This is a genomic window from Streptomyces sp. NPDC047042, from assembly GCF_040644035.1.
Lineage (GTDB): Bacteria > Actinomycetota > Actinomycetes > Streptomycetales > Streptomycetaceae > Streptomyces.
The window spans coordinates 1-20,908 of record NZ_JBEYVP010000078.1 but is presented as its reverse complement, the minus strand read 5'-3'; the positions used below and the strand labels follow the sequence as shown (position 1 = coordinate 20,908).

General features: G+C 66.6%; 7 protein-coding genes and 2 pseudogenes. 6 read left to right on the top strand and 3 right to left on the bottom strand.

Features of this window, described 5'->3' with window-relative positions; all coding sequences use genetic code 11:
• The 6 genes and pseudogenes from ABZ855_RS46975 to ABZ855_RS46950 form a co-directional block, all read left to right on the top strand.
• Positions 1-222 (top strand): annotated as a pseudogene (locus ABZ855_RS46975) (hypothetical protein); the annotation flags it as partial.
• A 76-nt stretch (positions 223-298) separates the two neighbouring features.
• Complete coding sequence (locus ABZ855_RS46970) at positions 299-3,235, top strand: DEAD/DEAH box helicase (protein ID WP_360819789.1); 2,937 nt, start codon at positions 299-301, stop codon at positions 3,233-3,235.
• On the top strand, positions 3,232-8,139 hold the full coding sequence (locus ABZ855_RS46965; RefSeq protein ID WP_360819786.1) for a type II restriction endonuclease subunit M: 4,908 nt from the start codon (positions 3,232-3,234) through the stop codon (positions 8,137-8,139). The genes ABZ855_RS46970 and ABZ855_RS46965 overlap by 4 nt, the downstream gene beginning before the upstream one ends.
• A gap of 9 nt (positions 8,140-8,148) precedes the next feature.
• Positions 8,149-14,760: a DEAD/DEAH box helicase gene (locus ABZ855_RS46960; protein WP_360819783.1), complete on the top strand. Its 6,612-nt coding sequence runs from the start codon at positions 8,149-8,151 to the stop codon at positions 14,758-14,760.
• On the top strand, positions 14,760-16,907 hold the full coding sequence (locus ABZ855_RS46955; protein ID WP_360819780.1) for a UvrD-helicase domain-containing protein: 2,148 nt from the start codon (positions 14,760-14,762) through the stop codon (positions 16,905-16,907). Before ABZ855_RS46960 ends, ABZ855_RS46955 begins: the two co-directional genes overlap by 1 nt.
• 252 nt (positions 16,908-17,159) lie before the next feature.
• Positions 17,160-17,938: pseudogene (locus tag ABZ855_RS46950) on the top strand (phytanoyl-CoA dioxygenase family protein).
• Between the two features lie 401 nt (positions 17,939-18,339).
• Here the strand turns inward: ABZ855_RS46950 and ABZ855_RS46945 are convergent.
• From ABZ855_RS46945 to ABZ855_RS46935, 3 genes are all read right to left on the bottom strand, one after another.
• Positions 18,340-19,389, bottom strand: coding sequence for a hypothetical protein (locus ABZ855_RS46945; RefSeq protein ID WP_360819778.1), 1,050 nt, complete (start codon positions 19,387-19,389; stop codon positions 18,340-18,342).
• A gap of 197 nt (positions 19,390-19,586) precedes the next feature.
• Positions 19,587-20,348 (bottom strand): hypothetical protein, encoded by a 762-nt coding sequence (locus ABZ855_RS46940; RefSeq protein ID WP_360819775.1) that lies wholly within the window; start codon positions 20,346-20,348, stop codon positions 19,587-19,589.
• Between the two features lie 286 nt (positions 20,349-20,634).
• Positions 20,635-20,799 (bottom strand): hypothetical protein, encoded by a 165-nt coding sequence (locus ABZ855_RS46935; RefSeq protein WP_360819772.1) that lies wholly within the window; start codon positions 20,797-20,799, stop codon positions 20,635-20,637.
• Positions 20,800-20,908 lie beyond the last annotated feature (109 nt).

Genomic DNA, 20,908 nt, shown 5'->3' with positions numbered 1-20,908 from the left:
ACGCCCTCGACGCCGTACACCTCCCTCGGCGCCACCGGCTGGAACCAGTACGACGTGCTGACCTCGCCCGGTGACGTAGACGGCGACCGTCGGCCGGAACCAGGGGACGAGGCGCAGCCTGCGGAACCTGCCGCCGCAGGCGCGTCCAGCGGCGGGGGCGCGCCGTGGGCTGACCGCTGGCGCGGAAAGATCCGCGACCGGCGGTCCGACTTCGGCGGCTGATTACGCCGAGCGCACAGCGGGACAGGCAGTAGAAGCACGACGAGGCGGTTCAACAGTGATCGAAGGAGAGGGCCCGGTGACCAGCGCCGCAGGCACAGCCAAATTCGCCGCGGGCATGCAGGTCCGTGCACGGGACGAGGACTGGCTGGTCGTCGAGGTTTCCGAAACCTCGCACGACGGCACGCGCCTGGACGTCCGTGGTATCTCCCCGCTCGTACGCGACCAGCGGGCCGTCTTCTTCGCCCACGAATCCCTGGACCAGGTCACCCCCCTGCGGCCCGAGGACACCGACCTCGTCGTCGACGACTCCCCAGAGTGCCGCCGCTCCCGGCTGTTCATCGACGCGCTGATCCGCAAGACCCCACTTCCGCTGTCCGAGCAGCGGCTCGCCACGGTCGGCACCCACCTCGCCGACGACCTCGCCTACCAGCGCGAGCCCGCCAGGGCGGCCCTGCGCGGCCTACGCCCGAGGCTGCTCATCGCCGACGCGGTCGGACTGGGCAAGACCCTGGAGATCGGGCTGCTGCTGTCGGAACTCATCCGCCGGGGCCGAGGCGAGCGCATCCTCGTCGTCACGCCCAAGCACATCCTGGAGCAGTTCCAGCACGAACTGTGGACGCGTTTCGCGATTCCCCTCGTACGCCTGGACTCGACCGGTATCGAACGCATCCGGCAGAACATCCCGGCCGGCCGCAACCCCTTCTCGTACTACAAGCGCGCGATCATCTCCATCGACACGCTGCGCTCCGACCGCTGGCGCAGCCACCTCATGCAGGTTGTCTGGGACGCTGTCGTCATCGACGAGTCACACAAACTGATCAACACCGGGACCAAGAACAACCGGCTCGCGGGCCTGCTCGCCCCGAGGACCGACGCCCTGATCCTGGCCAGCGCCACACCCCACAACGGTCAGCGCGAGTCGTTCGGCGAGCTGCTGAGCCTGCTGGACCCGACCGCCATCCCCGACACCAGCGACTACGACGAGACCCAGCTCGATCACCTTTACGTCCGTCGGCACAAGATGTCCTCCGACGTCTCGGTGGAGATCGGCCACAAGTGGGCCACCCGCAAGCCGCCCGTGGCCTTCGACTGCGTCGCGAACCCCATGGAACAGAAGATCTTCGAGGAGCTGTACGACGTCTGGATCAGGCCGGGAGAAGGCCAGCCGGCTCCGGTGAGCGGCAAGGGTGCCCGACTGTTCCCGTACACGCTCCTGAAAGCCTTCCTCTCCTCGCACAAGGCGTTGGCCGAGACGGTGGAGAACCGGATCGAGCGCATCGACGAGGACGTACAGAAGCACCCGGAGAAGAGTGCGCAGCGAGCCGCAGAGCGCTCGGCGCTGACACAGCTCGGTGCGCTCGTCAGCGAGGCCACGGTGAAGGATGCGGCGAAGTTCCGCCGCCTGGTCGACGAACTGAAGGGCATGGGGGTCGGGCCGGGGTCCGACAAACGCGTCGTCGTCTTCTCCGAGCGCCGGGCCACCTTGCAGATGCTCCATGACGCCCTGCCCGGTGAGCTGGGCTTCGAGGCGAGCGAGGAGAACGGGCGCGGGGCGATCCGCCAACTGCACGGCGGTCGGCCCGACGACGAGCAGCAGCGGACCGTGAAGGACTTCGGCCTGGCGGACAGTGAGCTGCGTGTCCTGCTCACGGGTGACATCGCCTCTGAGGGCGTCAACCTGCATCGCCAGTGCCATCAGATGATCCACTACGACCTTCCCTGGTCGCTGATCACCATTGAGCAGCGCAATGGCCGTATCGACCGGTACGGCCAGCAAACGTCCCCAGAGGTCCGCGCCTTGCTGCTGGTCCGCCAGGACGAGGACCCCGATGTGCCCTCCGCGGACCGTTTGGTCTCCCGGCGGCTGCTGGAGCGCGAGGACGAGGTCCACCGCACCCTGGGTGAGGCCGCCTCCATCCTCGGCCTGCGCGACGAGGATGCGGAGGAGAACGCGATCAAGGCGGGACTCGCGGCCGGGAAGATGTTCGACGAGATCGTCCCCGCACAGCCGGTCGATCCCTTCAACCTCTTCATGGCCCACCACACCGTCGACGGGTCGGGAGCGCACTACCGCGTACCGCAGCTGTTCGCCTCGACACGGGCCTTCGTCGAGGAGGCACTCGACGAGGTCTACGGCAACCCCGAGGAGAAGATCGGGAAGGCGTGGGACAAGGACTACCCGGAGATGCTCTCTTTCGCCCCGGACCGCGAACTGCAGCGACGCCTCCTCGTCCTCCCGCAGACCTATCTGGACGAGCGCGGAGTGCTGGACAGGCTCAGGGTCACTTTCGACGCCGGGTTCGCTCAGCAGCGCCTGGACCGCGCCCGCGAGCGCAGCGGCGAAAGGACCAAGGGCGCGATCACGAGGCAGGAGCGGCGCGAGACCTCCGGCTGGCCCGACGTCAGTTACCTCACCGACCAGCACCCGGTGGTGGAGTGGCTCACCGACAAGGTCCTGGTCCGGCTCACCCGCAACGCCGCGCCCGTCATCACGGCCAACGTCCCCGGACCGGTGTTCCTCATGCAGGGCATGTACTCCAACGCCAAGGGCCACCCGACAGTCCTCGCCTGGTCCTGCGTGACCGGACTCGAACACGGCAACCCCGTGTTCAACGACGATCTGGTCGGTGTCCTGGAGCGCGCCGGCGTGAAGCCAAAAATGCTCAACCGGCCCTTCGCCGGGGACATCGATACCCTGCGCACCCTGGTGCCGAGCGCGGTCGAGGCCACACGGCAGCACCTGCTCGGACTGCGTAGCAGCCAGGAAGAACCACTGATCGAGCAACTGGCCGACTACGAAAAGCGCCTGGCGGCCTGGCGCAGGGCGAGCGAGTCGACGTTCGAGCAGCTCACCTTGGGCGTCCGGCGCGAGCACGAGGAACAGCGGGTGGAGACGACCGCGATAGAGGTCGAGCAGCTGATCGAGCAGCTCGCCACCCAGGGCGACTCGATGATCCGTGTGATCGGGGTCCTGGCCCCCGCCGCCGCAACCGGTGAAGAGAAGGGTGTGTGACCACCGTGGCATTCGAAGCGATCATCAACCGCGGTGAGTACATCTCCGCCCACTACCTCGCCGAGCTCTTTGCCAAGGACCTCACTGACCTGCGTAAGCGCTGGACCTCGGCGAACCGGGCCGGACAGCCCACATCCCGCTTCGGCATGAGGAACCTGAGCCGCGACTATTTCAAGGCCAAGGTCCGCATCACCGAGAAGGAGGACTTCGGCGGATCCGAGCTGTGCAAGCTCAATGACGCTCTGCTCGCCGCGCTCGCCTACGTCCACCGCGGAGATGAGCCGTCAGAGCGCGAGGACGACACCCACACCAGGATCCAGCGGGGTGTCTTCGAGGTCATGCACAGCGACAAGCCCCGCGAAGTCCCCGTCGCCTTCGCGGTGAAGGGTCCCGGAGGCGTCGAGCTGGTCGCGCTGGACGTCAGCTGGAGCACGGACGCCGAACTCGTCGCCTCCGAGATTGAAGACGGTGGCGCGGAGCTGCTCGCCCCCATCGCCCTCGACGGCAAGAACGAGATCACCAGCGCGGCGGACGCCGTCACCTTCCTCTTCGGCAGCGAGGAAGCGTACGCGCCCAGGTTCGTACTCCTGCTCGCCGGCGGTGCAGTGCTGCTTGCCGACCGCACCGCGTGGCACGAGGGCCGATTCCTGGGCGTCAGCATCGACGCCGCGCTTGACCGCAACCTGTCCGCCGACGGCGGCGAACTGGAAGCCGTCTCGGCCCTGTTCGGCGCGGAGTCCCTGCTGACGGAAGGCGGTGCCGCTGGGTTCCTGGACAGCCTCGTCGATAAGGGCCGCAAGCACGCCGTTGGCGTCTCCAAGGAGCTGCGGGAGGGCTTGCGGCAGTCCGTCGAACTGATCGCCCAGGAGATCCTGGACCGGATCCACGACCAGGACGGCGACCCCGCCGAACTCGGTGACAGCACCGAACTAGCCAACCGGCTCACCCGGGAGTCACTGCGCTACCTGTACCGCATTCTGTTCCTGTTGTACGCAGAGGCCCGACCGGAACTGGGCATCCTGCCCAGCAAGGACGACGCCTACCAAGACGGCTACGGGCTCGGCCGACTCGGTGAACTCGTCTCGTACGACCTTCCGGACGAGGCTCAAGACGGCTTCCACTTCCACGAGTCGCTGGATCTGCTGTTCCGTCTCGTCGACCAGGGGCACCGCGCACTGGAAGAGAAGGAGCCGAGCGACACCGGGCTGGACGCGGACGGCATCCGCTTCGAGTCCCTGCGCAGTGATCTGTTCCACGCGAATGCCACGCCGCTGATCGGATCGGTGCGCATCGACGGCCAGCGCATTGACACCCGGCTGCGGAACAAGGTGCTGTGGCGGGTACTGAACCGCCTCATGCTCAGCCACGGCGCCGGCAAGGGCTTCATCTCCTACGCCCAGCTCGGCATCAACCAACTTGGCGCGGTGTACGAGGGCCTGATGTCGTACACCGGTTTCTTCGCCTCCGAGGACCTGTACGAGGTAGCCAAGCCGGACTCGGACGGGCTGGCTGGCACATGGGTCGTCCCCCAGCGCGAAGCCGACAACTACGACGACAAGGTCTTCGTCAAGCGCCCCGACGAGATCACGGGCGTACCCAGGCGGGTCGAGCACAAGAAGGGCTCCTTCGTCTACCGCCTCTCCGGCCGCGAGCGGCAGCGCTCCGCCTCGTACTACACCCCCGAGGTGCTCACCCGTAGCACGGTCAAGCACGCGCTAGCCGAGCTACTCGACCAGGATGGCGAGACGACGAAGGCTCGCGACATCCTGGAACTGGTGGTGTGCGAGCCAGCACTCGGGTCCGGAGCGTTCCTCAACGAGGCCATCAACCAGCTCGCCGCCGAGTATCTGCGCCGCCGTATGAATGAGCTCTCGGTAGAGCGCGGCCAGGACATGCAACTGCCTCCGGACCAGTACGAGGCAGAACTGCAGAAGGTCAAGGCTTACCTGGCCCTCCACAACTGCTACGGCGTGGACCTCAACCACACCGCAGTCGAGCTGGCCGAGGTGTCGCTGTGGCTCAACGCGATGCACGAGGGTCTAAAGGCTCCGTGGTTCGGCCTCCACCTGCGCCGCGGCAACTCCCTTATCGGCGCACGACGCGCGGTGTACGACGCCTCGGCACTGAAGCGAAAGGCATGGCTGACCACGGTCCCGACGTACCGGCCGCTACGGAAAAGCGCCGAGGGAGGGAGCTTCCGATCCGGCCAGGAGATCCATCACTTCCTGCTTCCCACCAAGGGCTGGGGCGCCGTCGCCGACACCAAACAGGCCAAGGAGCTTGTGAAGGAGGAACGCGACCGCCTTGCGGACTGGCGCAAGAAGGTCGCATCCATCCCTTCGGCAGGACAGACCAAGCGTTTGCTGGCACTCGCCACTCGCGTCGAGAGGCTGTGGGAACTGACGAACCGCCGTCTCGCCGTGTCGGAGAAGGAAATCCGCCGCGACGTCGCGGTCTGGGAAGTCGACACGAGTCGTCCCCTGCCAAAATCGTCCGGAGCCGTCTCGCGAGAGCAGGTTGAGGAAGCGCTGCAGAAGCCTGGCGCACCCCGCGGACGTCTGAAGATGGTCATGGATGCGTGGTGTGCGTTGTGGTTCTGGCCAGTGGGGCAACCGGACACACCACAGCCGCCGACGTTTGACGAATGGCTGGACTTTTGCGAGGCAGTACTCGGTGTACCGCCCGCCAAGGCGAAGGCCAAGTCGACGAAGCGTGGCGCTGGTGCCGGACTGGATGACGAGTTCGGGCTGTTCGCAGACACTGGTGATTTTGCACAACTCGCAGTTGACGACGAGCTTGACCGAACACTGAGTCAATGTATGGACATGCCAACGGTGACACTTCGTTTTCCGTGGCTCAGCGAAGTGGATACGATCACCCGCCGCGAGGGCTTTTTCCATTGGGAGTTGGAGTTCGCTCAAATCTTCGCGCGTGGCGGTTTTGATCTACAGGTCGGAAACCCGCCCTGGGTTCGTCTCGACTGGAAGGAGAACCTCGCGCTCGCGGAGTTTGACCCATGGTTCGGGTTGACTGAAAAGATCCCCGAGGGGAGTCATAGCCAGAGAAGGAAGGGCCTGCTATCCGAGAGTTCGTTGCTGCGGCGTTACTTGGCCGATCTTAATTCCTGGGCTGGATTGACTGCCGCGTTGGGTTCGCCGCAAGATCATCCTTCACTGGAAGGACTGCGCACCAACTTGTACATGAACTTCATGGAGCGATCCTGGCGCAATATGAGCCCGACAGGGATCGTCGGACTAGTGCAGCCTGAAACCTACCTGTCCGATCCGAAGGCTGGACCACTTCGGGCCGAAGCTTACCCTCGACTGCGCCTGTTCATTCAGCTGGCAAATAACCTACTCCTATTTGAGGAAATCGACAACAACATTCCCTTTTCGGTTTCAATTTATGGGTCTCCGCGCGAGGTTCAATACAACCAGTTGTGCCGCCTCGTACACCCAGATACCGCCGAGCGCTCACTGGTACATACAGGCGACGGTGAAGTACCGGGGATCCAGTTCGACTCGGGCGGCTGGGATCAGCGGCCGCACAAGAACCGAGTTATTCCGGTCAGTGAATCCACGCTCGAGAGCTGGGCCGCCATCGTGGATGGTCCTGAAACTCCAGCAATTCGGGCACGCATGTTGCGACCAGTGACGGTGAGCGACGCCGAAGCACTCCGGGCGCTTGCTAGGTTCCCCGAGAGGATGGCCTCCCGGAAGTACTGGTGGACATCTGCACTCAACGAGACCATCGCAAAGGCCGACGGGCTCATTGAGTGGAGGAGTGTCGAAGCGCCCTCCTGGGAAAACGTGATTCTGCAGGGGCCCCATTTCGGGCTTGCTGAACCCTTCGGTAAGCAGCCCAACCGCAATTGCAAGTCGAACAAGGACTACCAGCGATGGGACCTTGTTGAACTCCCAGAAAAGGTGATCCCCCGGACCAATTATGTGAGTCTAGTGGATCCGAGTGAGCTTCTGGCAGCTCAACCCACTTGGGGAGCACGTCACTCGACGGAATATTTCCGCCTCGTTTGGCGACGAATGGTCGATCCTGTAACTGAGCGATCGCTCCAGCCTGCCCTGATCCCGCCAGGGCCTACGCATGTTCACACCGTTCAATCTATGGCCCTCGAAGTAAATCGAGATACTGCGCTACTCGCTGGACTCTGGGCATCCCTGCCCACTGATTGCCTGGTCAAGGTCTCTGGGAAGGCTGACGTTCAGGTTTCACTGGCCGGGCATTTCCCAGCGCCGTATGACCATCCCCTCACCACTGCGCTTCTCCTTCGGACCCTCCGCCTTAACTGCCTGACCCGCGATTATGCCCCCCTCTGGGAGGAACTGTTTGAGCCCGCCTGGCTCTCAGATCGCTGGGCGGACCGCGAGTCTTCACGTCCGAAGATCCAGGACATCGAGCCGACCTGGTCTATGGCCACCCCGCTCCGCACGGAGTACGACCGTCGGATGGCCCTGGTGGAGATCGATGCGCTCGTGGCCGTGATGGTCGGTCTAAGTGCCGAGCAGCTGTGTGCCATGTACCGCTCTCAGTTCGCAGTGCTGCGCAAGTACGAGTGGGAGGCGTTCTACGCAGCTGACGGGCACAAGATCGGGGCGGCCACCCACAACGTAGGCGTCCGGCAGACCCCCGAGGAGGCGGCCTACGTCAAGGCGTGGGTGAAGGCCGCTCGTGCCGGCGACCCGACGCCTGAGGTCCCCGAGGGATGGGTGAAGCCTGATCGCGAGGCCGAGATGACCAGGGCCCACGCGGACTTCACCGCGCGGCTGCTTGCTGGCGAGTATGGCGACTATGCCGCGTACGCCGCCGAGCACGGGGATCACGGCAACCTCCTCGGTGCGGCCCAAGCCGAGCAGGTCCTTGCCGACGTTTCGGCAGAAAGCAGGTAAGACGCCGCCATGCTGCCCTCGCTGGTCGCTGAAGACCTCCGTCGTGCCCTCGCCACCTACCTGACGACGAGTTTCGCGCTCGCCGACGACGACGTGCGCGATGAGCTCGACGCGTTCCTGGAGCGGCCGGAGAGCCGGCTGTTCCGCGGGCCGTACCTGCGTGTGCGCACCCCCTTCCGGGAGGCACCCTCCGGCTGGGAGGCCGCCCTCGACTGGAGCCCCAAGGACTTCACGCCATACACACACCAGGCCGCAGCCTGGCAGCGACTGTCCTCGAAAGCTGGGCGTCAGCCGGAGCCGACCATTGTCACCACCGGTACCGGCTCCGGTAAGACCGAGTCGTTCCTCGTACCGATCCTGGACCACTGCGCTCGTGCTCGCGCCGCGGGACAGCGGGGTGTCAAGGCCCTGCTGCTGTACCCGATGAACGCCCTGGCCGATGACCAGGCCCGCCGTATCGATGACTTCCTCGGTACCGAGGCGGCGCTGAAGGACGTCACCGCCGGCATCTACATCGGCGGCGCCTCTGGCCCCCGTTCGGCGTCGGACGAGGACGAGAACGAGCCTGGCTCGTACGGCCGCGACACCGGCGCGACGTCCCTCGCCGGCGATCCCACCATCAAGCACCTGATCACCGATCGGGACGCGATCCGTGCCGACCCGCCGGACATCCTGCTCACCAACTACAAGATGCTGGACCTGCTGCTCCAGCGCATTCCGGATGCCCCGCTCTGGAAAACAGACTCCCTCGCCTTCGTCGTCCTCGACGAGTTCCACACATACGACGGCGCCCAGGGCACCGACGTGGCGATGCTGTTGCGCCGCCTCGGCGCGGCCACCGGGGCAGCCCGTGAGGGACGCCCTCTCGGCGACATCACGCCCGTGGCGACGTCGGCGACGCTCGGCGGGGGGATGCCCAGCGGCTCCTCGTCCCTGGCCCTGGATGGGCCTGAGCGGTCCGATCGTGAGCTGCTGCGTGAGTTCGCGGAGAAGGTTTTCGGGACGCCGTTCCCCGATACGGCGCTCATCGGCGAAAATCGGCTGCTGCCTGGAGAGGTGGTCACCGACCCCGACTTCCTGCTCCCCTCACCGGCCCCTGCGGCTCTGGCGGAGCTGCCCGACCCCCTGGACGACGAGTCGGCCCTCGCGGACCTGGCCCGGCTCATGCTCGGCCAACCCCTCAGTGATCCGGTGCAGATCGGCGCCAAGCTCAAGCAGCACATCCTGGTCAAGGCGATCCTCGACGTCGCCGGGAGCAACCCGGTCACCATCCCTGACATCGCCCGCGAGTTCGCCCAGCGCGGTGGCGGACCAGCCTGGGACGAGGCCGCGCGCAGCGACCCTCGGCTCGTCGAGCTCGCCTTCGCGCGGATCCTCGCGCTGATCTCGCACGCCCGCACCCTGCACCCGGTGACGGGAAAGCCCGGTCCGTTCCTGCGGGTTGAGGCCCAGCTGTGGGTGCGCGAGGTCCGCCGGGTCATCCGTGCGGCGACCTCCGAGCCGCACTTCCGCTGGTACGACGACGACGGACCGACCGGCGACTCCCGGCCGAACCCCGCCAACCTCGCCATCTACCAGCCGACGGAGGTCGACAGCGCCGGGGAGATCGGTGAGCGGACCGATGCCTCGCGTCGCCCTGTGGGGCCGCCCTATCGGCGGCACCTTCCTGCCGTGTACTGCCGTCATTGCGGGCGGTCCGGCTGGGCGGCGCTGTCCACGGAACTGGAGTGGCAGCAGCTCAAGACCAACACCCTGGAGATCTACCAGGCTTCCGCGCAGAAGAAGCGGGCCGTGCGCTGGATGCTGCGGGCCCGCCCGGACGAGTACCCCGTACTGCACCTGCACGCCGAAAATGAACGGCTGACAACCAACCCGACCGCTGACACGGTCGCGGTCATCACACCCCAGGGACCGCTGCCCGTGGCCCCTGACGAGGAGTGCCCCTCGTGCGGTCTCGACGACGGCATGCGCTTCCTGGGCGCTGGCACAGCCACGCTCGCCTCGGTCACCACCACGCAGCTCTTCTCCGACCGGGGACTCGCGGGGAACGAGCGGAAGCTGCTCGTGTTCACCGACTCGGTGCAGGACGCCACCCACCGCGCCGCGTTCATCGCCAACCGCAGCTTCGGCTTCACCTTCCGCGGCCTGCTGAGCAAGCACCTCACCCCGGGCCAGCCTGTCGCTGTACATGATCTCGCAGCTGACGCCGCCGAAGCTGTCGTTATGGCCGCAGGCGCGGGCAAGCGCAGCGAACTCGCCTCCATCGTCCCACCCGACCTGCGCGAGAACCCGGACATCCTCACCCTCCTCGACGAAACAGAGGACTTCAGCGATGCCGGCGCGGCCATGCTGCAGAGCCGCATGGTCTTCCAGACACTCCTCGAGTTCGGTCTGCGCTCCCGCCTGGGCCGCACGCTGGAGCTGACCCGAACCGCTGCCGCAGAGGTCGACCTCAAGGATCTGCCCGCGCTCTGCGCCGAACTACGGGAGCGGCACCAGCGCCTGCCCGGCCAGATTTCCCTGCCGCCGGACGACGGCGCGTACGCGGTATTCCTGCGCGGGCTGGCCGAGCGACTGCGCCTGCGCGGGGCGCTGTACCACCCCTGGCTGCAGGAATACATCCGGCAGGCCGGCGCGCGGCGCTGGCCGATCTGGGGCGGCCGTCCCACCGGCATGCCCGCCTTCCCCAGGGGCCTCGCGGCCCCCGCATTCCCGGTATCGGGCGGCACCCGCACCACCGGCTTCGACTCCCTGTCCCGCGACAACACCTGGTTCGCGGACTGGGGCCACCGGGCGCTGGGCTGCGACCGGCGCGAGGCGCGCGCGGTGGCCGAGCTCGCGATGAAACTCCTCGCCCAGCGCGAGATCCTGGCCACCTACCACGCCGAGGGCGGCGCACTCGTCTACGCGCTCAAGCCCCGCAACGTCCTGATACACCGCATCGACGACACTGCCGCACCGGGCGATGAGGACGGCGTGAACGCGTGCGGGGTGCGCTGTGACACCTGCACCTGGCGGCAGACTGTGCCGCCGAGCCGCCGCGTGGACTGGCTGGGCACCGCGTGCCTGCGGTTCCGCTGCTCGGGCCACTTCGTGGAGGATGACCGCGACTACACCGCCGATTACTACCGGCACCTGTACACCATCGACCGTCCGGGCGACGTGCTGACCGCTGAGCACACCGGCGCGCTCAGCCGTGAGCGACGTGAGCGGGTCGAAGCGGCCTTCAAGAACCGGGCTTCGGCTTTCGACCCGAACGTTCTCACCTGCACGCCCACCCTTGAACTCGGTATCGATATCGGTGACTTGTCGGCAGTGCTTCTCGCCTCCATGCCGCCCGCTCCCGCCAACTATGCGCAGCGCATCGGCCGGGCGGGCCGCAGCACCGGTAACTCGCTCACCGTCACCTTCGTACCGCGAGGCGCCCGAAGCCACTACTACCTGCACGTCCCGGAGCAGATGCTGGCGGGCAGGATCATCCCGCCGGACTGCTACCTGGATGCCTCGGAGATCCTGCGCCGCCAGTACCTGGCCTTCCTCTTCGACCGGGCCGCGGATCGCAGCCTGTGGGAAGGCACGGCGATCCCCGAACGCCCCATGCCGCCACGCATCGGTGAGCTCTTCGGCCATGGCCTGGCCGAGGACGGCTGGTTCAGGCGCTTCCTCGACGTCGCCGGCGCCCGCCATGATCAGTTGTCTGCCACGTTCATCGCGCTGTTCCCCGCGATGGCTCCGGCCGCGGTCCAGGGCGTCCAGTACTTCGCCGCCCAGGGCCTGGAGGAGGCCGTCGGGGCTGCGGCCACCGCGTGGAACAAGCGGGTGGCCGCCCTGCGCTCGCGGATGCGGCAGATCGGCCGGGCCTTCGACGCGCTGTCGACCGCTTCGGGCGATCCGGAACGCGACAAGCAGCGACGCCAGCTCTTCGCCGAGCAGCGGACCGTACGCAAACGCCGGGACTCTCTCGTCTCGGAGAACTCGATCAACGCCCTGGTGCGGCTGGGCCTGCTGCCCAACTACACCCTGCACGACGACGCGACTGTCCTCGACGCCACCTTGTGGTGGAAGGACAGCGACGGGGAATTCGACGAGAGCTCGACCGACTACGGCCGCGGCTCCCGGCTCGCGCTCACCGAACTCGCCCCCGGCAACATCTTCCACAGCGACGGCTACAAGTTCATCGTCAGCACCGTGGACCTGGGCACCGGTGTCGGCGGCGGCGAGAACGCGTACGCTCTGTGGCGGTTCTGCCCTGAATGCGGATTCGTGGCCACCGAGGAGACCGGGCTCGACATCACCGCCTGCCCGCGCTGCAAGGCACCTCAGATCGCCGACCCTGGAGCCGTACACAAGGTGCTGGTGCCCGAGCGGGTCCTCGCCCGCGAGCGGCGCGAAGACGCCCGGCTGACCGACGAGCGGGACGAGCGGGAGCGCAAACAGTTCGACGTGGTCACGCTCGTCGATATCGACAAGGACCAGCCGCAAGGACTGAGGGCATGGCGCCGCACTGGCAGCGGCCTGCCCTTCGGCGTCGAGTTCGCCCGCGTCGCGACGATCCGCACAATCAACCTCGGTCCAGCAGCTGCACCCGGCTCCGCGCACGCGATCCGCGGTGAAGACGTCCAGGTCTCCGGCTTCGAGACGTGCCTCGAATGCGGAGGTGTGCGAGGCGCCCACCCGCAGGCATGGGACCCCTCGGCCCAGCGCGTGGGCACCCGCCACGCGTACTGGTGCTCACACCGCGACGACGGCGTGACCCACGAGCCGACGGAGAAGCTGCTACTCGCCCACGAGCTCACCACCCAGGCGCTGCGCATCCTGCTGCCCGTCTCCACGATGGACCTCAACGACCGCCTCATCTCCTTCAAGGCGGCCCTGCTCCTGGGCATCACCAAGCACTTCGGTGGCGCTCCCGACCACATCCGTGTGGTCACCGACAGCATGCCCGGCGACAGCCAGGAACTACGGCGGCGGTTCCTCGTCCTGCACGACTCGATGCCCGGCGGCACCGGCTACCTGGAACACCTCGCGGACGCCGCAGTGCTGCACCGCGTCCTGACACTCGCGCAGACAGCGCTGCGGGACTGCCCCTGCCAGAAGGAGGAGCAGCGCACCCCCTGCCACCGCTGCCTGCTGCCCTTCGTATCCAGCAGCGAACACCCGCACGTCTCGCTGCGCATCGCGAAGGAACTCCTGGACGAGATCCTCAAGGACTGGGCGGTCGAACCCGTCGACACGCTTTCCGGCGTACGCATCGACCAGCTCGTCGACAGCGAGCTGGAGGACCGGTTCGTCCGCACCCTCATCACCTGGGGTCGCCGAGAGGAGGAGGACGGATCAGTTGCCGCCAAGGCCGGCCAGGGCGGAGTCGAGCACGAACTCCGATTCACCCGCAGTGACGCGGCCACGCGCTGGCGCATGCGGGACCACGTGCGGATGAACACCGCCGTGCCCAGCGAACCGGACTTCCTCCTGGAGCGGACCGACGGCCGGGCGGAACGCGTCGCGGTCTTCCTCGACGGCTTCGCCTTCCACGCGAGCGAGAAGGTCAACCGAATCGCCGACGACGCTGCCAAGCGGGCGGCCCTCCGGGCGGACGGGGTGCTGGTGTGGCAGCTGACCTGGGACGACGTCATGGCGTGGGCAGCAAGCGTCGGCAGCGCCGTGGAAGGGCAGCAGGTCCGTGCCCTTACCAGGCCGCTTCACACGGATACCGCACTCCAGCTCGCTCGCCAGATCCACCAAAGCCTGGTCGGCCAGGCCCGCCCCGACGACACCCTTGACCCGGTCCTGCGCAATCCGGTGGAGACCCTGCTGGAGTTCCTCGCCGACCCCGACCGGGCCAAATGGGCGCGACGGGCAGCCGGCCTGCTGGGCGGCTTCGGGGCGGCGACGCACCCACAGCCCGTGGACCGCGAAGAGATCGGACGGGCGCTCCCCGACGTACTGCGCGGCGCGAGCCTGCCCGTCTCGGCATCGGCCTCAGCCGCGGAGGCGGTCGCATTCGACGCCCGCACCACGGGCCAGACGCGGATCATCGGCCTGCTCGACCGCCGTCCTGAGCCGCGCAGCAAGCAACCGGACATGCGGGCATGGTCCGCACTGACCGTGCTCGACGACCGGCCCGAAGCCATCACAGGCGACGAACACAAGGACCGCTGGACAGACTGGCTGCGCTGGTCGAACCTGCTGCAGTTTCTGCAGCCCGCCGGCAGCGACGAACTCCCCCGATCCCTCCACCAGGTCGCGGTCTCCACCAGCGACCAGGTCGATCCTCACACCGTGGCCCTGCTGACCAGCGCGCTGCCCACGGAAGCAGGAGTCCCGCAGCCGCTGCCGCAGGCATGGACCGAGGCGATCGAATGGGCCTCGTCCCAGGTCGAAGACGTCCTGCTCGCTCTCGTCAAAGAAGCCCGCAGCGGACGCATCGACGTCCCGGAAGTCGGCTTCGAGCACGGAGACCAGGCGATGCAGGCCGAACTCGCCTGGCCGGACGCGAAAGTCGCCATCTTCATCGACCTGGACGAGCGGCGAGACGCCTTCTTCGCGCGCGACGGCTGGTATGTCGCGCAGGCCGGCGCCGTGAATATGAATGAGCTCATCAAGAAGTTGGAGGGGAACTGATGTCCGGCGCCAAGGTGATCATGGCGGACGTCTTCGGGAAGTCCTACGACGCGCTGGACGGCTCCGTCCAGCCGCAGGTGCTGCAGTTCATCATGAAGATGCAGCGCGACCCGGACTCCAACGGCCTCAACCTGAAGCCGCCGAAGGGCGCCAAGGACAAGAGGGTCCGTACGGCACGCGTTACCGACAACTACCGGGCCGTGCTCATGCATTACGCCGACCGCATCTACTACCTGGTCGCAGTGCTGCCTCACGACGACGCGTACGACTTCGCCGCGAATATCCTCTTCGACATCAACAAGGTCACCGGCGGCATCGAGCTGATCAATCTTGGCAGCCTTTACGGCACGCTCAGCGGACAGCCGAAGCCCGCCGACACCACCCCCGACACCCCGTCGCTGTTCGCAAGTGTCTCCGACGCCGACTTCGAACGACTGGGCGTCCACACGTCCATCGTTCCGGCGCTCCGCGAGATCCACAGCGAGGACGCGGTCCTGGGCATTGTCGAGACCCTGCCCAAGCTGGCTCGCGACGTGATCCTGTGCCTCGCCGACGGCATGTCCGTCGAAGAGGTCTGGGAACAGGTCAGTTCACTCGCGGCCACCGACGAGGAAGTCGACACCCAGGACTACGAGGCCGCGATCGAACGCCCCGCCACCAAGGAAGCCTTCGTCGTCACCGGCGACTTCGCCGAGTTCGGACGCATTCTCACCGAGCCTCTGTCTGCCTGGCGGATCTTCCTGCACCCGGCACAGCGAGCGCTGGCCGAGCGCAAGACCCCCTACAAGGGCTCTGTCCGCGTCACCGGCGGCCCCGGAACAGGCAAGACCGTCGTGGCCCTGCACCGCGTCAAGGCCCTCGCCGAACGCCTCCCCGCCGGCCAGGCCATCCTGCTCACCACCTTCACCACCAACCTCGCCAACCTGCTCAAGTCCATGCTCAAGGACCTCGGCGGCGCCCAACTGCTGGCCAAGGTCGACGTCCGGAACATCGACAAGGTCGCCTACGGCACGGTGAAGGAGACCTTCGGCGCGGAAGCGCCCAGCAGACTCAAGGACAGCGAGATCCTCAACCGCTGGATCGATCTCGCCCAGGAACAGCAGACGCCCCGCTTCGACGGCCGATTCCTCGACGCCGAGTGGAAGCAGGTCATCCTGGCCCAGGACATCCGCAGCCGCGACCAGTACTTCGCCGCCAGCCGCGCCGGGCGCGGCCGGCGCCTCAACCGCCCCGAACGCGCCCAAGTCTGGTCCCTCGTCGAGGAATTCGAGCGCAGGCTCGACCGCGAGAAGGCCGCCGGCGTCACCCAGCTCGCCGTTCAGGCAGCCCGGATCGCCTCCGGCTGGTCCGACGAAGAACGGCCGTACCGGCACATCGTCGTGGACGAGGCACAGGACCTGCACGCCGCCCACTGGAAACTGCTGCGCGCGCTGGTCCCCGACGGAAACGACGACCTGTTCATCGTCGGCGACGCGCACCAGCGGATCTACGACAACCGGACGTCCCTGAGCGCCCACGGCATCAAGATCCGTGGCCGCTCCAAGCGGCTGACCCTCAACTACCGCACCACCCGTCAGATCCTCTCGGCATCGCTGAACCTGCTCGGCGATTCCAAGTTCGACGACCTCGACGGGAACCCGGAACAGCTCCGCGGATACCGCTCCGTCCTGGCGGGGGCCAGACCTGAAACCACCGGCTACCGCACTCCCTCCGAAGAACTGACAGCGTTGGCCAAGCGCATCGACAGCTGGCAACAGGAAGGGATCAAGCCCCACGAGATCTCGGTCGTAGCCCGAACCCACGCGACCGCCGACAGTGCTGTTCAGGCACTACGTGACGCCAAGCTAGCCGCAGTGAAGGTCGAGGACTATCGCGTCCCCGACCCCGACGAAGGCGTCCACGTCATGACGATGCACCGCATCAAGGGACTCGAGTACCGCGCAGTCGCCATCGTCGGGGCCGGCGCCCAGCACATGCCGCTGCCCAGCGCCATCACCCCGGAGCACGAGGACCGCCTCCAGCACGCCGCAGACCTCCGCCGCGAACAGTCGCTGCTCTTCGTCTCCGCCACCCGCGCCCGCGAGCAGCTGTCGATCACCTGGTCAGGCCGACCCAGCCAATTCCTGGGGGCCCGCGTAGCTGACTGAAGAGAGTCGAATGGCACCAGGATCCCGGCCAAGGGCCACAGTTCCGGAGAGCTGAGACAGCGGCGGCCTGCATCACGGCCGCCCTGCCCGTGATGCTGATCCTTTCTCTCACCGGTATCCAATTTGATCACCTTCGAACGTTTCCGGCTTGCGAACGCCCAGCGCTGACCTCGGGCTCTAAACCCGGTGGACATGGACTCGCGAACGGTGTTTCCTACCCGATGAGTCGGTCCTGAGAAGGGGGGGACGAGGATGGCCAAAATTCTATCGACAGCACAAATCAGCAGGTTTCTTGAAGAGGGCTTCATCCACGTAAACGGGGCCTTCCCTCCCGCGGTGGCCGAAGAATGCCGCACCATCCTCTGGCCAGACACAGGCTGCGACCCAAACGACCCCTGTACATGGACTGAGCCCGTCATCCGACTGGGCAGCTACGCGCAGGATCCGTTCTTGCGGGCCGCCAACACGCCCCAACTGTTGGCCGCCTTCGATCAGCTGGCTGGGCCACGGCAGGTGGGAGCCGCGCACCAGCATCGGCACGATCCCCGTCAGGTTTCCCCATCCTCGTGACCCTGGGGATGCCGGCTGGCATATCGAAGGGAGCTTCTCTCGCGGCGGGCAGACGTACGTGAACGTGCGCTCCCACGGTCGAGCTCTGCTCATGCTGTTCCTGTTCTCCGACGTCTCGGAAGACGATGCTCCGACGCGGATCCGCGTGGGGTCGCATCTGGCCGTCCCCTCTCGTCTTGAGTCCGCCGGCGACGGGGTTGACCTCCGATCAGGTGGGTGCCACGGACCTGTTCGAGGCGACGGCAGAGCTTCCGCAGGCGCTGGCAACCGGATCCGCGGGGGATGTCTATCTTTGCCATCCGTTCCTGGTCCATGCAGCGCAGCCGCACCGGGGTACGACCCCGCGATTCATGGCGCAGCCGCCCCTCTATCCCGCCGAGCCGTATCAACTCACACGTGAAGCCCACGACTACTCGCCGGTGGAGGTAGCAATCCGGCGGGGTCTGCACCGTGGCACATGACCGCCGGCGAGTCGGGACAGCGGGCCGCGGTGCAAGCAGCAGCGGTGGAAGAAGGGGCTAGCGTGCCGACGACCAACGAGATGCTGCACGATCGCTTCATGGATCTGGCCAGGCTCCCGGAGCGGGGCCTGCTGGTTGACCAGGGCTGTGGTGCCGTCCCGGCCGGTGATGCCGGCGGATCGCAGGGGGCGGGGCCGAGGCGAGTCGTACGGCCCACGCGGCCCAGCGTGTCCCGCCGAAGCGATGGTGGCCCGTCGCCAACGAACCCGGTCTCTTCTCGCCTGGATCGCTAGACAGCGTCTCACCCCGGCCAGACGCACAGCACCGCGTCGGCCATACCACCTGGCCGAGGAAGAGGCCGACGACTGCAGACGCCCAAACTTCCCAGTCACCGACTTACCTCAGGACTGTCGCAGCTCGCTCGGCTCGTACCGGAGTTGGTAGGCACGGACACCGCTGCCGTTCATGCGGTAGATCGTGATGCTCGACAGGAACTGGGCCTTGATGTCCAGAGTGCGCTGCCGCTCCTTCTCCGCAACTCCGCTGATCCACTCCTCGATGTGTTCCGGCAGTTTGAAGGCCAGGCGGTAGGCGTCTTCATCTTCCCGGGGGGACAGCGTCCACTCGGCGGTCGCCGCCTGCCCCGAGCGGCGCAGGCGCACGGTGTGGTCGGGAGACTGTTCGACGTAGGACAGGAACTGCTGCTGATCCTCGGCGGCCAACGGCAGGATGAACGGAGCCGAGGGGAATCCCAGCAGAAGCTCGGCCGCGGCGTGCTGTTCCAAGGCATCGACGAACTGCGTGAGGACCACGGCTGCGGAGGCTTTGAACTGCATAGCGTTGGTGTCGGCTGACAGCGGCACCCCGGGCGGGCAGGTGCCGAGGGCCTCACGAAGCTCCTTGCGCATCCACGCCACGGGAAAGCGCTGCACAGCATGATCTTCCTGTGCCTCGTACAGGTCGGCTGCCGCGGTCTTGATCGCCTTGCGCAGCCAGGTGAAGGACTCCCCGGACAGGTCCACCAGGGAAATCTGGTGGGCAAGCGCATACCGCTGCGCCTCTGGGGTGAAGCCGTTGGCGGAGAACAGCGCGTACGTGTACTGGTAGCGCCTTCTGGGTCGCGTGCCCTCGTGGTCCATGAAGTTCTCGTTGACGTCGTGTAGAACGCCGTGGGCGTTGCGTACGACCTCCAGCCGGCACGGCTCCCGGTAGTGCTTGGCCTCGAGGAACAGCCGGATGGGGAGGGAGAAGGCGGGTGTGAATGCGAACTCCCCTAGCACGTCGACCTGGTGGACGGCGCCACGGCCGCGAACACGAAGCGCGCCACCGGCTCCAGTGAGTTCGGCGCGATCCTGCCGCTCGTCGACAAGCAGCCGGTAGCCGCTGTGCCGCAGCAGCCAGGCCAGCGCCTCCTCCAGCAGGTATCCCCGCAGTGCTGATCGCTTCGCCATACCAACGTTCCCCGCATCCGCTGTTAGCCACCTGCTAGATGTGATCTTCTCATTGGGCGCGGTCGCATCCTCAGAACGGGTCCGCGGAGATGCCGGTCCTGTGTTCGTCGGATTGCCGCCTCACGGCGACCGTTCTGTAAGCGGCACAGCACAGTGGCTCGGAGCCCTCGCGGCCGGCGTCTGATGGTCGTTGTAACTCAGCGCATCTGATGGTTCCCGGGCGAGGTGTCTACGGCGTCCAGGAGTGTGAACAGCGGGCGGTGATCATGGCCGGGTTCCGGTTCCCACTCGGAAAGGAGAGTGTCGAGTGCGTTGGTGTAGTACCGGATAGCGGCGGTGATGCCCGTGCGGTCGTACGGGACGGGTGCCGAAGCGAGCCTTGCGGCCCACGCGTCCCAGCGGCTGCCGCCGAAGCGGTGGTAGCTCGTCCCGGTGTCGCGGTCGCGTAGAAGCATGGCGGCGACGAGTACATAGCGGGCGAGTTGCAGCGTCAGGTGCGCGCCGATGAGGACGTCTTCGCGGGCCGCCTTGACCGCTGCGAGAACGGCGTCGAAGCGGAAGTCGTTGACCAGTTCGGCCATGGCACACGGCGGATCGTCGCCGACCGCATGGATGGGGCCAGGTGGTATCTCGCGGTCAGCGGGGTCCACGGCCGTGATGTCGAGTCGCCGCAGGTCGGACAGGACCAGTCGGAGGGTGTAGCGGACGGAGCTCCCGCTGCGACTGGCGGCGAAGACGGGTGAAAAGCGGGCACCAATCCGATGGGCGAAGTCCTCCGCCACAGTAACTGGTTCCCGAGCAGTGATCACCAGGTCGAGATCGGACCATCGATCGATGCGGGGCAGATCACCGCTCGCCGAACCATGCGTCCCCAGGTCCCGGATTCGGCTGTCGCCGGATGCCATCTCCACAAGATCAGGCAGCATCTGCAACTGCCAGTTGCCGAGGTCCTGTACCACCCCATTACCTCCAGCCCCAGAGGCCGAACAGCGCCAGACAGTCCCATGGCCAGATTCCGCAGCCCCCCATTCGCGACATCCTGCGAGCCCTGGACGAGATCCTCGACGCGCATCTGGCCGTCGAGCAGGCTGGGCTCGTTGTCGTGCGACAACCACTTCGCCGCGCAACTCGACAAGATCGTCCGGGATCCAAGTAGCTACCCAGTCTATGGGGACCCGGGCCAATGGCTTCTCCCTCGACTTGGGTGGGAGTGCGGCAGCGTCCCACGCAGGATGCTCCACGTTCTCAGTACGTCAGGTGTGTCAGGGAAGCGATATCGAGGACAGTCATGCCGTCCAGCGTGGTGATCGCGCAAGAGGGGACACCTTCGTTCAGCAGGCTGTCCGTCACCGCGTCATCGCCGATCAGTGTGCGAACCAAGTCCACTGTGGCACCACCGTGCGTGACCACAGCGAAAGCACCCGGTGTCAGCGCTCACGGAATGTTCCCGTCGGGGTGTGATCCGCTCACGGAATGTTCCCGCGGGCCGCTCGTCGGTTCCCGGTAGTGCGCTCGTGAT

What these genes read in the sequence shown, in the direction of transcription:
- ABZ855_RS46955 (WP_360819780.1), top strand. Translation starts at nt 14,760, where the DNA reads ATGTCCGGCGCCAAGGTGATCATGGCGGACGTCTTCGGGAAGTCCTAC.
- ABZ855_RS46960 (WP_360819783.1), top strand. Translation starts at nt 8,149, where the DNA reads ATGCTGCCCTCGCTGGTCGCTGAAGACCTCCGTCGTGCCCTCGCCACC.
- ABZ855_RS46945 (WP_360819778.1), bottom strand. Translation starts at nt 19,389, where the DNA reads ATGGCGAAGCGATCAGCACTGCGGGGATACCTGCTGGAGGAGGCGCTG.